This window comes from Sphingobium sp. B8D3B (assembly GCF_025961875.1).
Classification (GTDB): Bacteria; Pseudomonadota; Alphaproteobacteria; order Sphingomonadales; family Sphingomonadaceae; genus Sphingobium.
In genome coordinates, this window is sequence record NZ_JAOQON010000001.1 from 1,827,683 (window position 1) to 1,841,794 (window position 14,112).

Consider the following 14,112-nt stretch of genomic DNA (forward strand, 5'->3'; position numbering starts at 1 on the left):
CCGGTTATGGTCGCCCGCGTTTATAGTCGCGAAGCGCGCGTTTCCTTCGCGGTTATGAATTCGATCAGCGCGGGCTGCCCCGCCTCGATCGCGGCCAGCGCGCGGTGAATGGCCGGCACGATCTCTTCCGGACGCGTGACGCGCTCGCCATGGCCGCCAAGCGCCTTGGCGAAATCAGCATAATGGCCGGAAATATCGGTCGCGCGGAAGCGCTCGGTCGCCACCGGCATCACCGGCAGTTCGATGGCCATCGCCTCATTGTTGAGCAGGATCGACAGGATGGGCAGGCGCTCGCGCACCGCCGTCTCGAAGTCCATGCCGGTAAAGCCGATGGCCGCATCACCCCACACGTTGATGCACAGCTTGTCCGGACAAGCGAGCTTGGCGCCCATGGCGAGGCCAAGGCCATAGCCAAGCTGCGTGGACTTGCCCCAGCCGATATAACTGAGCGGCGTGATCGACTTCCAGTAAGGCGTGAGCTGATCGCGCGGGCTGCCGGCATCATGGGTGATGATGGTGTTGGCAACGTCCACGGTCTTCTGGAGATCCCAGAGCACGCGATAGGGGCTGATCGGCGCATCGTCGCTCTCCAGCAGCGGCAGCCAGTTCGCCAGCCACTCCTTCTCGACCTTGGCGATTTCCGCGGCCACCGGCCCGGCATCGCGCGGCGCTGACACCAGCGCGCGACAGGCTTCCAGCAGCATCCCGAGCGTCAGCTTGGCATCACCGGCCAGCGCCATCTCGCAGGGCACATTCTTGTTGAAGTCAGCCGGATCGAGCGTCGAATGGATGACCCGCTTGCCCTGCGGCATCTTCACGCCGAACGCCGTCTCGCTGAAGCTGCAGCCGATGCCGAAGATGAGGTCCGCCTCATCGAGGAAATGCCGCAATTGGCCCGAAATAGCCGCGCCGCCCGAACCGAGCGCCAGCGGGTGCGTCTCGTCGAACGCGCTCTTGCCCTCAAGGCTTGTGGAAACCGGGATGGCCAACAACTCGGCCAGCGCCTTCAGTTCCTCATAGGCCTCGGCCCAGTGCACGCCCTGCCCGGCGTAGATCACCGGGCGCTTGGCGGCGACCAGCGCCTCGGCTGCTCGCTTCACCGCGTCTGGCTCGGGCGCATAGCGGGTGGTGACAACCGGCTGATAGCTCTCGGGCGCGTCGATTTCTTCGCCCAGCACGTCCCAGGGCATCTCGACCAGCACAGGGCGCAGACGGCCATTGCGCAGCTGCGTGAAGGCGCGGCGCATGATGTTCTGCGTTTCTGCCGCAACCGTGATCGGCTCGGCATGCTTGGTCACATCCCGCATCGAGACGCTGGCATTGAAATTGTCCGGCACGAAGGCGATGCGGCGGGCATAGCCCTGCGGCAGCACCAACACGGGCACGGATTCGGAGTAAGCCTGTGCCACCCCGCCATAGGCATTTTCCGTCCCCGGCCCATGTTGCATGGCGAACACGCCCATGCGCTTGCCCCGCGTCAGGCGGGACAGCGCATCGGCCATGTGAACGCCCGTCCGCTCCTGGCGGACTATGACCGGGCGGATGCCGATTGCGGCGGCATCCTCCAGCACGGCGTTGCGCGGATAACCGAAAATGACGTCTACACCCTCACGCTTGAGGATGTTGGCGATGGCAGCACTGACTTTCATGGGGTAATTTCAATCCTTCCTGGGGCCTTTCGGGCCGATCGGCCTCTCGCCCATGACCGTCGTGCGGATGAGATGCCGACGTTCGTACTTGAAATCATGGACGCCACGATGAAGCAAGAAACGATTGTCCCAGACAATCAATGTGTCCTTCTTCCATTTCACGCGGCAATGATAATGCAGGTGCTGGGCAAGGCTCTGGAGATAGCCGAGCAGCGCCTGGCTCTCCGCCTCCGTCCAGCCGACGAAGCGCTTGAAATAGGCCGTGGTCGCGAACAGGGCCTTGCGGCCGGTGACCGGGTGAACGCGCACCGCGGGGTGGATATTCTCCAGCTCATCTTCGCTGAACCCGTGCGACTCACGCAGGCGCAGGCGCTTCTCGGGCGGCAGCTTCTCATTGCGCGCCCAGATTTCCTTGCCTGAGTAAACGACCTCGAGCCCGTCGAGCAGTTCCTTCATGGCATCGGAAAGATGCTCATAGACGAGGTAGCCGTTCGAGAAGGCGGTATCGCCACCGAATTTGGGCACTTCCAGCGCGCGCATCACCACGCAGAGCGGCGGCTGCAGCAGGAACGGGCTGTCCGTGTGGAAGTGCTCGAAAGAGGGAACGACGTTCTCCGGCTCATGCGCTTCGCGGCGCACTTCCTGCATATCCTGATGCTCGCCGTAGGTCGGCGCCTGCGGCAGCTCGGTGATCGGCCCGAAGTAGCGCGTGAACGCCTTGTGCTGCTCCGGCGTCAGATCCTGGTCGCGGAAGACAATGACCAGAAAATGCTCGAACGCCTTCATCACTTCTGCGAGCGTCTCGTCATCCAGTGGCTCCCGCAGGTCCACACCGCTGATCTCGCAGCCGCACGCGCCGGAGATCGGCTCGACAGTGATCCGCTTGAACTCGGGCATGGGCAAACCCGCCACGATCGTGCCGGTCGCCTGATCGGCGGCCTGCCCCTTGTGAGACACTTGGATGTTCATCTCGAAGCTCCTCTTCCAAGACCCCGGCGAAAGACCGGTCGGGGTCATCATCTATCAGAAATTGCGCTTGATGGTGACAGCCCATTCCCGCGGACGCGCGGGGCGCCCCTGGATGGACTGGGTCGATCCGCGATTGTCGAACAGGCCGTCATAATAGAGCCGGTCGGTGAGGTTGGTGACCTCAAGCGAGAGCTGCCAATCCTCGGCCACATCGCGATACGTGAGGCGCGCATTCACGATCGTGCGCCCTTCCACCTGGTTGAACGGCGCGCGGTTGATCGCCGTCGAGAAATAGGGGCTCTGCGAATTGACGTCGATGCGCGGGGTCAGCGAGCCGGCATCACCCAGTTCGATCTTGTACTGCCCGCCGACGCTCCAGCGCCATTCCTGCACGAAGGGCGCGTCCATATCGAGGGTGATGCCAGCGCTCTGGCCGATGGCGGAAATCGACTTGTAGTCGAAGTCCAGATAGCCGAGCGAGGCATCGATCAGCAGGCCGCGAACCGGGCGCAGCGTCGCCTCGACCTCGAAGCCCTTCACATCCGCCTTGCCGGCGTTGAGCGGCAATGCGCAGGGCGCGGCCGGCACCGTCGGACAGGTCGAGACGCTGACCAGAATGTCGTTATACTTGTTGAGGAAGCCGGAGACGTTCAGGCGCAGCAGCCGGTCGAACAGGTCGCTCTTGAAACCGACTTCATAGGCGGTCAGCGTCTCGGGATCATGCGTCAGCGCCTGCGCCGGGAAGAACGGCCGCGGGTTGGCGCCGCCACTCTTGAAGCCCGTCGCGATCTGCGCATAGGTCATGAAGTCGGGCGTCCAGCGATACTGGATGACACCGCGATAATCGAGACGATCGCCCTTGAACGTCCGCACCAGCCCATCGAGCGGGGCGAGCGACGGCGGCGCATTACCGCCGTAGATGTTCCCCGGATTGCCCTTGCGCGCATATTGGAAGCTCTTGGTAATGTCCGTGTAGCGCAGGCCGCCGATCAGCGTCAGCTTCTCGGTCAGATGCAGTTCGGCATTGGCGAAGGCGGCGATGGTCTGGGATTCGACATGGTCGTTCTGCCGGAATTCCAGCGTGGGAAGCTGAACGCGCGAGCCGCCGTCGCTGGTGCCCTCGAAATAATAGCCGCCCACCGTATAGTTCAGCAGCGTACCGATCGCACCGCTGGCGCGCAGTTCCTGGCTGAACTGATTGTGGTTCACGTCATTGGCCGTCAGCGCGATGTTGATCGGCGAGGACTCGGCCGATGTGAACACCGAATTGTAGCTGCGATAGGCCGTGATCGAGGTGATGCTCAGATCGCCGACATCGATGGTGATGTTGCCGGAGAGGCCCCAGGTATCGAGCGAGTTACGCGCAGGCGCCGCATAAGGCGCCGTGCCATCGCGCGGGGCATAGTTGAGATAATTCTCATAGCTCACGAACGGGCTGGTCGTGAACGTATCCTGCGCGAAATTGCCATAGGGCGAATAGCTGATGAACGGCGAGCCGGTGGCCGTACCATAGCGGACGCCATCGATGACATAAGGGGCGGTCGCGCTCGACCCCGGCCCCGTCAGCGTGCCGACATAGAGCAGTGTGGAGGGCGCAGACTCGCTGTCATCACGGGTGATGTCGCCGATGATCGAAATGTCGACCGCGTCATTGGGCGTCCAGCGCAGCGTGCCGCGGCCGGCGACGTAGGACTTGCCGCCCTCCGTACCGAGCTTGCAATTGTCGGAAATCGCGAAGGTCCGCACCGGCGAGGTCGGGTGGGTGCAGCGATAATCATAGCGGGTAACGTAGCCGTCCTTCTTCACGCCAGCGCCGGAGACGCGCAGGAAAAGCTGATCGGGCACGACCGTCAGGTTCAGGCCGCCGCGCACCTCGGTGCGGTTGAAGCTACCGTAGGTTGCCTGGACATAGCCGCCGCCCGAGCCATCCGGCTTCTTGGAATAGAGCTTGATCGCGCCGCCGATCGAGTTCTGCCCGGCAAGCGTGCCCTGCGGCCCGCGCAGGATTTCCACCCGGTCGAGGTCCAGCAGATCGAGCATCGAGCCCTGCAGCGTCGAGTAATAGACGTCATCGACATAGAGGCCGACGCCCGGCTCCAGCGCGAAGGTCGAATCCGACTGGCCGACGCCGCGAATGAACGCCTGGATCGATGGGCCGTAGGTGGCCGGCGCTTCGGCGAGATTGACGTTGGGTGCCTGTGCGGCAACCTGAGCGATGCTCGTCTGGCTGCGCGCTTCCAGCATGTCGCCGGAGACGGCGGTGATGGCGAGCGGCGCATCCTGCAGACGCTGCGAGCGGAACTGCGCGGTCACCACGATGTCATCCGCATCGGTCTGCTGTGCAGCGCTTTGCTGGGGAGAGGGGGCATCCTGCGCCATGGCGGGTGTCGCCAGGGTTGCGGCGCCCAGCGCCAGTGCGCTCGCGGCCTGCAACAAAAGATCAGCCTTCTTCATCATCGCTCTCCTCCAATGTCAGAACGCCCGTGCCTCGGGCTGTTATCGGGCGGGACCATGGCGACGCTCGGCGCGCATGTCAAATTTATTCCATATTGCAGAAGTCTGGTTCCGTATATTGGAATTGACGGCTTGACTTGTTGCCGCACCGCCGTAGCTTCCGCCCCAGAAAAATGAGGAGGGATGAATGGCAGAGTTCGATCGACGGCAGCTTCTGGCGGGCGGACTTGCCGCTGGCGGCGCCATGAGCGCGATGACCGGCACCGCAGCGGCGCGCACGATGCGGCCGCCCCCAGCCGCCGCACCCGCGCGACGGATCGCCGTCGAGGAAGCCTGGACGATTGCTGAGCATCAGGACGCGCTGGCCGCCCTCGCCACCGGAACATGGCCCAATCTGGACGCGCAGCTGATTAACCCACTTGGTTCGCGTGGGCCGGACCGCCTCACCCGCCGCTTGCGCGACGTGACGGAGCGGCTCGCGGAAATGGACCGCCTCGGTGTCGACATGCAGATTCTTTCGCTCACCTCGCCGGGCGTGCAGATGTTCCGCGCCGATCAGGCCGTCGCCATGGCCGAGCTTGCCAATGATCGCCTAGCCGAAGTGGTCCGCGCTCACCCGAAGCGCTTCGCCGGCCTTGCGTCCTTCGCGCCGCAAGACCCGGGCCGGGCTGCCAAGGAAATGGAGCGCGCCGTCAATAAGCTGGGTTTCAGCGGCTTCATCGTGAACTCGCACACCAATAACGAGTATCTGGACGATCCCAAGTTCATGCCGATCCTGGAGGCCGCCGCCGCGCTCGACCGGCCGATCTACATCCATCCCCGCTGCCCGTCAGACGGCATGGCGGAGCCTTTCCGCGATCATCGCCTGCAATCGGCGATCTGGGGCTATGCTGCCGAAACCGGCACCCATGCCATGCGGCTGATCCTCAGCGGTGTGTTCGACAAGCTGCCCAACCTCAAGATCGTGATTGGCCATATGGGTGAAAACATCCCGTTCCACCTGTGGCGCACAGATCATTGGTTCGAGCGCCGGCGCGATGCCTATGGCAGCAAGCTCAAGCCCTCCGAGGTGATGAAGCGCAACGTGTACATCACCACCAGCGGCGTGGAGCATGGCCCGGCCTTGCGCTACGCGATCGACGTACTGGGCGTAGACCGCGTGCTTTGGGCGATCGACTATCCCTATGAGGAGATGGAGCCCTCCGTCACCTTCATCAACCACGCGCCGCTGGACGGAGAAGAACGCGAGGCGGTCTGCCATCGCAATGCCGCGCAGGTCTTCCACCTCCCGCCAGCCTGATCCCGCCTAACCCTGACGATCCGCCCTGGCCCGCCAGGGCGGGCGTCAGGCCTCGGCGGAGGCGTGGCCGAAGGTAGCGCTGAGCGTGCGCGCTGCCGCCATGACGTCGCTCGCCATGCGCTCGCGGTCCATCGTGCCGAAGCGCTTGGCCGGCATCGTGAGGCCGATCGACCCAATCACCGCATTCCCGCTGCGGAAGACAGCCGCCGCGATGCCCGCCACATCGGCTTCCTGACTGTAGAAGATCGCGCAGCCCCGGTCCCGAATGGCGGCCAGTTCCTCCACCAGCACCTCGGGCGGCGGCGTCGGGGCGCCAGTCAATGGTCCCACCGGGCTCTGCGCGAGCGCCGCCGCCAGATCCTCCGCCTCCAGATGGGCGAGAATGGCACGGCCCAGCGACCCCCAGGTCAGCGACAGATCGGTATAGGGCTCCAGCACATGCCGCAGCGTGTGTGGCGTGAGGATTCGTTCGGAGACGATGGCGCGGTGATGGGGGGCATCATAGGTGCAGAATACCGCCGTCTCCTGCCAACCCGCCCACAGAGTGCGGAGGAACGGGCGCACCGCCGCGACATAATGGCTGCGGCTCAGAATATTGGCTGACAGCCTGAACAGTTCACGCCCGGCCCGATAGGATGTGCCGTCACCCCGCTCCACCAACCCGCCACGAATCAGCATCTGCAACAGCCGATGCACGCTGCTCGCCGGCATCCCCGTGCCCGCGGCAAGATCCTTGAGCGCGCAATCGCCGTCACTTTCGCCGATCAGTTTGAGCAGCGCAATCATGCGGGCGCCGGAGCCGCGATCGGTGTTGGTCGATGAATCCATGAAAAAGAAGACGCTCCGCCCCACACCCCGCGCTGCCGGGGGAGCGTCTTCTACGAAATCTTCACCGCTGACGCCATTGCCGAGTTCGGTCGCGATCAGGCAGCGGACCGGGCCGCCAGGTGCGCGAGCGCAAGCGCGCCTGCTCGCTCGCCGAGCTGTAACGATCCGCCCGTGCCCAGCGCGGCCCAGGCGCGCGGATCGGCAGAGACAGCCCGCCCGGTGACGAACAGCCCGCTCAACTCGCGGGGGCGCAGTGCCGCATCGATGAGCGCACTATCGCTCTTCAGGGGCGCGTCCTCAACGCCGAGCACATGTGCGCCCACGACATGGCGAAGGCGCGCGGCCTGCATGGCACCCGCGACGTCGATCAGAAAGCTCGCTTCGAGTCCAGGCAGGGTCCGCAGGAGCGGCAGGATCTCGCGGATCAATGTCCGCGCCCGCGCCTCCTGCGCGCCCAATTGCGCGACGCTGGTCGCCCCATCAACCTGCATGGAAGGCCCGCGCACATAGGCCACGCCCCTGTCCCGACCCGCTGACGTTATCCCATAGAGCACGAGTCGGTCCGGCTGATCGGGCGACAGCACGCCCCGCGCCTTCGCCTCGGCGAGGCGGGCAGGCCATGTCGCTTGTCCGGCCAGCACCGCATCGAACGCGACGCCGCCGATCCGGTAATTCATGGCGATACTGGCGGGCTCGTCCAGCCCGCGCATGGCGGCGCCCGCCCGCATCGCCAGTTCGCCATCGCCGGTGGCGTCGATGACCACGCCGGCCGGGACAGCGAAGCGCCCGGACTTATTCTCGACCATCGCGCCCCGCACGACGCCCTTTTCCACGATGGGATCGGCCGCCCAGCTGGAGAGCAGTAGCTGCACCCCCGCCTCCTGCGCGAGATCGAGCAGCGCATATTTGAGCGCCTCGGCATCATGAACCAGACCATCACCCAACAGGTCCGGCCCGGCTTCGCCGCTTCGCTCCAGCCGGCTGACCAGCTCGGCCGCGATGCCCTGTGCTGCGGGCGTGAGGGCGATATCGAAGGACAAGGGACCATTGCCGCCCAGCACGACGTTGCGCTCCACCAACAGCGTGCGCGCCCCGCCCCTCGCCGCCGCCACAGCCGCCGCTACGCCGGACAATCCGCCGCCGCACACCAGCACGTCGACCGCGCGATAGACCGGGGTTCGGCGGCCCGGCAGCATGATCTCACCGCGCGTCGCGCCAGCTGTGCGTTCCATGATCGTCGTGCTCATCCGCTTAATCCCGCACCATATTGTGAATCTTGGCCTTGCTGATGTCGATCGCGCCATCGGCCAAGTTCTGGCCCTGCGCGATCAGCAGGGCCTGCAATTCATCGATGGCGACCTCGCGCAGCGTGACCCCGCCCCGGCAAGCCAGCGCCGCCGCCGTGCCCGCCGCCTGACCGAAGGCCATGCAATCGGGAATCTGCCGGCAGCGTGAATGGGCCTCATAGCTCATCGACACGGTCTTGCCGGCAACCAAAAGATTCTCGATGCCCTGCGGCATCAGGCAACCGAAGGGCACGCCGAACACGGACGTGACCATCTTGGCGTTAGCCAGCCGCTCGCGGAAGGCTGCCGTCGTTTCGCTGCCGTCCGAGGGATGGCGCACGAAGCCGAGCGTGTCCGGCAGGCGGTGATAGCGCTTGAAGATGTCGTCCGCGTGGAAGAGGCCTTCCAATATGTCGTCGCGCGTGAGTGTGTAGTCGCCCAAAATCCGCCGGGAATCGCGCACGCCGATCATCGGCGCTGCCTTGATGAGATAGGCCTCCTCAAACCCCGGCACAGTGCGCAGGAACGGCATGAAGGCGCGCACGCCCTGCCGGGCACGGACCTCGGCATCCGTCAGCTCGTCGGCATCATAAGGGTCGCGGTGCAGCACACGGACGCCGTAGATGTAACCCATCTGCCCGGCCCGGGTGGAAGGCGCGATGCCGAAATTGGAGAAGTTGTCGAGATAGACGTCATCCAGCAGCACGCCCGCGGCCTTGGCTGCCTTCACCATCTCGGTGCGACCCTTGCGATCCTGACTGTGGCGATAATCCACCCCGCCGATCTGGAAGAGCATCACCATCGGCTGCGGGTGATTATACTCTTGCATCGGCGCTCCGGCCCGGGCCGCAACGTCGGCATCGCCGGTCGCGTCAATCACCACGTCGGCCAGCACGGCCTGCCGCCCGGCCTTGTTCTCGATGACCACGCCGCGCACAGCGCTATCCTCGACGATCGCATCGGTGACCCAGGTCTGCGGCAGCACACGCACGCCGGCTTCCTCCACCAGTTCGGCGAGGACAAATTTGAGGATTTCGGGGTCGAACGGCACGGCGAAATGCCCGTCCTCCAGGTCCGGATCGGCGCCGCCATTGGCGCGTAGCCGCTCGATCACCTCTTTCATGATCCCGCCGGTGAAGAAGGCTTGATGATATTCCGTGACGAACGAGCGCGGCCCGGTGCCGCCCAAGGTTGTATCCCGCTCGATCATCAGAACGTCGGCGCCATTGCGGGCTGCGGCGACCGCTGCAGCGACGCCGCCAGCGCCTCCGCCGCAGACCAGCACTGCGGCCCGGTCAACCACCGGCAGCCCTTGCGGCTGCTCCTCGATCCAGTCCTGCTCGTCCACGGCTGTCATGTAATACCCCTCGTTCTCGGCTGAGGCGAACTATCTAACTATAATATTCTTTGCAAGACCAGATAGCGGCTTGCGACGCAAACCATATAACTATATTATTTTTAGATGGAGAAAAGATTCGGGGCTCCCACCGCACGGGAAACCATCACCGAGGCTGCACGGGAGATCCCGGTGGCACGGCGCACGCAGGTTCTGGTGGTCGGTGCCGGCGCGGGGGGATACCCAGCGGCGATCCGCGCCGCACGCAATGGCGCGGAAGTGCTGCTGATCGAGCGCAACGCCGTTGTCGGCGGCACCGGGCCGATGTCGTTCGTCACTGAATTCCTCAGTTGCGAGAATATCAGCGGCATTTTGCGCGAGATGCAGCAGCGCCTCGCCGCGCATGATGCTGCGGCAGAGACCTTCCTGCCGGAATATTTCAACCTCGCTTACGATCCCGAGATGCTCAAGCTGGTGGTGCTCGACATGCTGGTGGAAGCCGGCGTCGATCTCCTGCTCAACACCAATGTCGTCGACGTGATCCGTGAGGGGGATGCACTCAAGGGCGTCATCATCGAGAACAAATCCGGCCGGCAGGCCATTCTCGCCGATGTCATCATTGATGCCAGCGGCGATGCCGATGTCGCCGCGCGCGCCGGCGTCGCCATGCATCCGCGCGAAGACCCACAGCCCATGATGATGCTGTGCCGCATGGGCGGCGTCGACTGGGAGCGGATGCAGGCTCACGCCCGCGCGAACCCGGACGATTTCTCCAAGCTGTGGGGTACGCCCGCCAATCCACTCGATGGTGCCCAATATGTCCACCTGACCGGCTGGAAGTCGCTGGTGGCCCAGGGCAAGGAAGAAGGTGCCCTGCCCGGCACATTCGGCCATCACATCTCGATCTTTGGTGCTACACCGGCCAATCTGCGCCATGGCATCGGCTATCTCTACGCCGTGCAGGTGCTCAATCGCGATCCCACCGACGCCGCCGACCTCACCGGCGCGGAGGTGGAAGGTCGCCGCCGGGCGCGCGATTTCCTGCCGTTCGTCAAGCGCATTCCCGGCATGGAGGACGCCTTCCTGATCGATATGGCGCCGCAGATCGGTGTGCGGGACAGCCGCCGGATTGTCGGCGACTACACGCTCACCCGCGACGACATCTTCGATGGCGCCACCTTTGCGGACGAGATCGCCCTCAAGGTCTATCGCGGCCCGAATGTGAAAGGCTGGGTGCGCCACAAGCCCGATGGCAGCGAGGGCGGCAAGGGCCATGACCTCACCGAAATGCCGATCTCGGTCGTCGTGCTGGGCCTGCCTTATCGCTGCCTGCTCCCGCAAGGCATCGAGAATCTGCTGGTCGCGGGCAAGACCGTTTCATTCGACAATGAGGCCCATCAACGCGTGCGGTTGATGCCCGAATGCATCGCCATGGGCGAGGCTGCTGGCGTCGCCGCCGCCGTGGCAGTGCGGGACGGCGTTTCGCCGCGTCAGGTCGATACGGATGCTGTGCGCGCCCTGCTGAGCGAAGGCGGCATGAATCTGGACCGGAGCAAGGTCCGGGTGCAGCAGGTACGGGAAACCCTCGCCAGTCGCGGCCTCAACGTGCTGATGGATTGAATTGTGTGCCCCGCGTCCACTGCCCAAGACAGGGGACGCGGGTGGACAAGCTTCGGTCACTCAACCCGAGGACCGCTCACTCCTCGCGGCGATACCCGCCCAAGCCGGGCTTGAAGGACTTTTCGTCCAGAAACTGCGTCATCCCCTTGCGGCGCCCGCGCTCGGTATCCTGGCCCGCCGCCGTCGCCGCCATCGCGCCGAGCATCGCCTCGGACGTGTCCCAATCCAGCCGCTCGACATATTTGAACGCGGACTTGGCGTGGCGCAGGATGGTCGGGTTCTTGGAGAGTAGCTTGCGCGCCAACGCCTCGGTTTCGGCACGCAGATCGGCCAACGGCACCGAGCGGTTGACCAGCCCCATCTCCGCTGCCTTGCGCCCATCGAACGGATCGCCGGTCATGATGTAATAGAGGCTGTCGCGGTGGTTCATCACCTGCGCCACGGCGCGCGTGACGTTGCCCGCCGGGATGATCCCCCAGTTGATCTCGGACAAACCGAAGGTCGCCTCATCAGCTGCAATCGCCAGATCGCAGGCGACCAGCGGCGTGAATGCCCCGCCGAAGCACCAGCCGTTGACCATCGCAATGGTGGCCTTGGGATAGTGCGTCAGGCGCCGCCACATCCAATCCGTCGCGGCGCGGCGAAAGCGGGCCTGTACAATGGCGGATTCGCCCTCAGTCTCCCGGAAATATTCCTTGAGGTCCATGCCGGCCGAGAAGGCCTCCCCCTCACCGGTCAGCACGACGACGCCGACATCGTCCCGCACCTCCAGCTCATCGAGCACCTGCCACATCTCACGATTGATCGTGGGATTCATCGCATTGCGCTTGGCAGGGCGGTTGAGGGACACCCATGCGATGCCGTCATCCAGCGTGACCTTCACGGCCTGATAGGTGTGTTCACTTGTCATCGATGGATTGTCCTTTCGCTTCCATGGACACGACCAGGCGGGTGAGCAGATCGAGCAATGTCTTGCGCTCTTGCTCCGCCAGCCCGGCCGTGAGTTGCTCTTCCAGCCGCCGCGCATCGGCATTGACCGCTTCGAACCGCGCCTGTCCCTCGGGCGTCAAGCTGATGAGCGAGATCCGGCGGTTGAGTTCGCTGGTCTCGCTGGTGATGAGGCTCTTCTCGCGCAATTGGGCGAGTTGCTGGGTGGCGGCCTGCGGCGTGACCCGCTGCACCCGCGCCAGCTCCGCCGCGGAACAGGGAGCGAGGCGTTTGAGGAAAGAGAGGATCGTGAAATCGCTGGTCGTCAGCCCGTGCGCCCGCACCACCTCGTCCAGCTCCAGCTTGCCGGCGGTGTAGCCGCGCTTGAGCAGATAGAGCAGCCGTTGCGGCCTGACATCATCGGATCGCGACTGCCCGCTCATGCTCCCCCTCTCCCGCCGACCTCCGGCCGTTCAAATTAACAATCTACTTTATATAAAGCTTCTTGATAATTATCCCGCTGACTGTCAACCGGCTTCGCCTTCGCTGCACCGCATGCGAAAGGGCGACACCTGCCGATGCCGCCCCTCAGAAATCATTGCTGTATCGCGCGTGGCGGCGTCAGCCCCAGACCTCCTCCGCTACGCGCACGACCAGCTCCAGCTTGGCCTTTTCGTGCTCGATGTCCATCATGTTGCCGCCGATGCCGCTGGAGAAGCCGCATTGCGGGGACAAAGCGAGCTGACTGATATCTGCATATTTCGCCGCATCCTCGATCCGCCGCTTGAGTTCGTCGGGGCTTTCCATGGTGCCCCGCTTGGTGGTGACGAGGCCGAGCACCACGGTCTTGCCCTTGGGCAGGAAGCGCAACGGCTCGAAGCCGCCGGCGCGGTCGGAATCATATTCCAGGAAATAGCCGTCGATGTTCATCTCGTTGAACATGACTTCAGCGACCGGATCATAGCCACCCTCGGCGACCCAGCGGCCGGCGAAATTGCCCCGGCAGACATGCATGCACACCGCCATATCATCGGGCTTGGCCGCAATCGCCGCGTTGATGAGTTTGGCGTAGACGTGCGGCAGTTCGTCCGGATCTTCGCCGATACTGGTCGGCACCTGCGCGCGCAGGGTGGGGTCGCAGAGATAGGCGAAGTTGGTCTCGTCGATCTGCAGATAGCGGCAGCCGGCATCGATGAGGTCGCCAATCTCCTCGGCATAGACTGCCGCCAGGTCCGCGTAGAACTCCTCCATCGTGGGATAAGCCTCAGCATCGATGGCATCGCGCCCGCCGCGGAAGTGCATGATCGAGGGCGAGGGAATGGTGATCTTGGGCGTTTCCTTCGTCACCGTCTTGAGGAACTTGAAGTCCTCGACGAAGATCGGCTTGGGGCGGCTGAGCTTGCCGGTGATGCGCACCGTATGCGGCTTGCTCTCGACCGTGCCCTGCTCGTTGCGGAAGGTGGTGCGGTGGCTGGACTGCCAGGGTTCGACATTGGCGAAGCGGAGCAGGAAATCGGTGTGCCAGCTGCCGCGATTATATTCGCCGTCGGTGATCGACTTGAGGCCGACACCTTCCTGCAGCGCCACGACCTCGCGGATCGCGTCCTGCTGGATGGTCAGCAGCTCCTCCGCACTGAGCTCGCCGGCGGCCTTCTTGTTCCGGGCTTCGATGAGATACTCCGGGCGGATGAGGCTGCCCACATGGTCGGCTCGGAACGGCGCTGGCTTCATGCAAAACTCTCC

At 64.3% G+C, this 14,112-nt stretch carries 11 protein-coding genes; 2 read left to right on the forward strand and 9 right to left on the reverse strand.

From position 1 onward, the window contains the following. Window positions 1–20 precede the first annotated feature (20 nt). The 3 genes from M2343_RS08600 to M2343_RS08610 are packed head-to-tail and all read right to left on the reverse strand — an operon-like array spanning window position 21 to window position 5,075. Window positions 21–1,649 carry a thiamine pyrophosphate-requiring protein gene (locus M2343_RS08600; RefSeq protein ID WP_264576323.1) on the reverse strand — a complete coding sequence of 543 codons (1,629 nt, stop codon included), beginning with the start codon at window positions 1,647–1,649 and terminating at the stop codon, window positions 21–23. A 9-nt stretch (window positions 1,650–1,658) separates the two neighbouring features. Beyond that, window positions 1,659–2,618, reverse strand: a complete 960-nt coding sequence (locus M2343_RS08605) for a TauD/TfdA dioxygenase family protein (RefSeq protein ID WP_181558976.1) — start codon at window positions 2,616–2,618, stop codon at window positions 1,659–1,661. Between the two features lie 54 nt (window positions 2,619–2,672). Further along, entirely contained in the window at window positions 2,673–5,075 is a 2,403-nt protein-coding gene (locus M2343_RS08610) for a TonB-dependent receptor (RefSeq protein WP_264576324.1), read from the reverse strand. Between the two features lie 184 nt (window positions 5,076–5,259). Between M2343_RS08610 and M2343_RS08615 the strand changes: the two genes are divergently transcribed. Continuing rightward, window positions 5,260–6,372 carry an amidohydrolase family protein gene (locus tag M2343_RS08615; RefSeq protein WP_264576325.1) on the forward strand — a complete coding sequence of 371 codons (1,113 nt, stop codon included), beginning with the start codon at window positions 5,260–5,262 and terminating at the stop codon, window positions 6,370–6,372. A gap of 45 nt (window positions 6,373–6,417) precedes the next feature. On the opposite strand, the gene M2343_RS08620 is transcribed toward M2343_RS08615, so the two are convergent. The 3 genes from M2343_RS08620 to M2343_RS08630 all read right to left on the reverse strand — a co-directional run bounded on the left by M2343_RS08620 (window position 6,418) and on the right by M2343_RS08630 (window position 9,843). Continuing rightward, window positions 6,418–7,200 (reverse strand): IclR family transcriptional regulator, encoded by a 783-nt coding sequence (locus M2343_RS08620; protein ID WP_264576326.1) that lies wholly within the window; start codon window positions 7,198–7,200, stop codon window positions 6,418–6,420. A gap of 95 nt (window positions 7,201–7,295) precedes the next feature. Then, window positions 7,296–8,447 (reverse strand): FAD-dependent oxidoreductase, encoded by a 1,152-nt coding sequence (locus M2343_RS08625; protein WP_264603877.1) that lies wholly within the window; start codon window positions 8,445–8,447, stop codon window positions 7,296–7,298. 4 nt (window positions 8,448–8,451) lie between these two features. Next, complete coding sequence (locus tag M2343_RS08630) at window positions 8,452–9,843, reverse strand: FAD-dependent oxidoreductase (protein ID WP_264576328.1); 1,392 nt, start codon at window positions 9,841–9,843, stop codon at window positions 8,452–8,454. Window positions 9,844–10,014: 171 nt separating this feature from the next. Between M2343_RS08630 and M2343_RS08635 the strand changes: the two genes are divergently transcribed. Beyond that, complete coding sequence (locus tag M2343_RS08635; RefSeq protein WP_264576329.1) at window positions 10,015–11,442, forward strand: FAD-dependent oxidoreductase; 1,428 nt, start codon at window positions 10,015–10,017, stop codon at window positions 11,440–11,442. A 76-nt stretch (window positions 11,443–11,518) separates the two neighbouring features. Here the strand turns inward: M2343_RS08635 and M2343_RS08640 are convergent, their stop codons facing one another. From M2343_RS08640 to M2343_RS08650, 3 genes are all read right to left on the reverse strand, one after another. After that, window positions 11,519–12,352 (reverse strand): p-hydroxycinnamoyl CoA hydratase/lyase, encoded by an 834-nt coding sequence (locus M2343_RS08640; RefSeq protein WP_264576330.1) that lies wholly within the window; start codon window positions 12,350–12,352, stop codon window positions 11,519–11,521. Then, the gene (locus tag M2343_RS08645) at window positions 12,342–12,812 is read right to left on the reverse strand and encodes a MarR family winged helix-turn-helix transcriptional regulator (RefSeq protein WP_264576331.1); all 471 of its coding nucleotides are present in this window, start codon (window positions 12,810–12,812) and stop codon (window positions 12,342–12,344) included. The genes M2343_RS08640 and M2343_RS08645 overlap by 11 nt, the downstream gene beginning before the upstream one ends. A gap of 178 nt (window positions 12,813–12,990) precedes the next feature. After that, a complete protein-coding gene (locus tag M2343_RS08650; protein WP_264576332.1) occupies window positions 12,991–14,100 on the reverse strand; it encodes a 5-methyltetrahydropteroyltriglutamate--homocysteine S-methyltransferase in 1,110 nt (369 codons plus the stop codon). Between the last annotated feature and the right edge of the window lie 12 nt (window positions 14,101–14,112).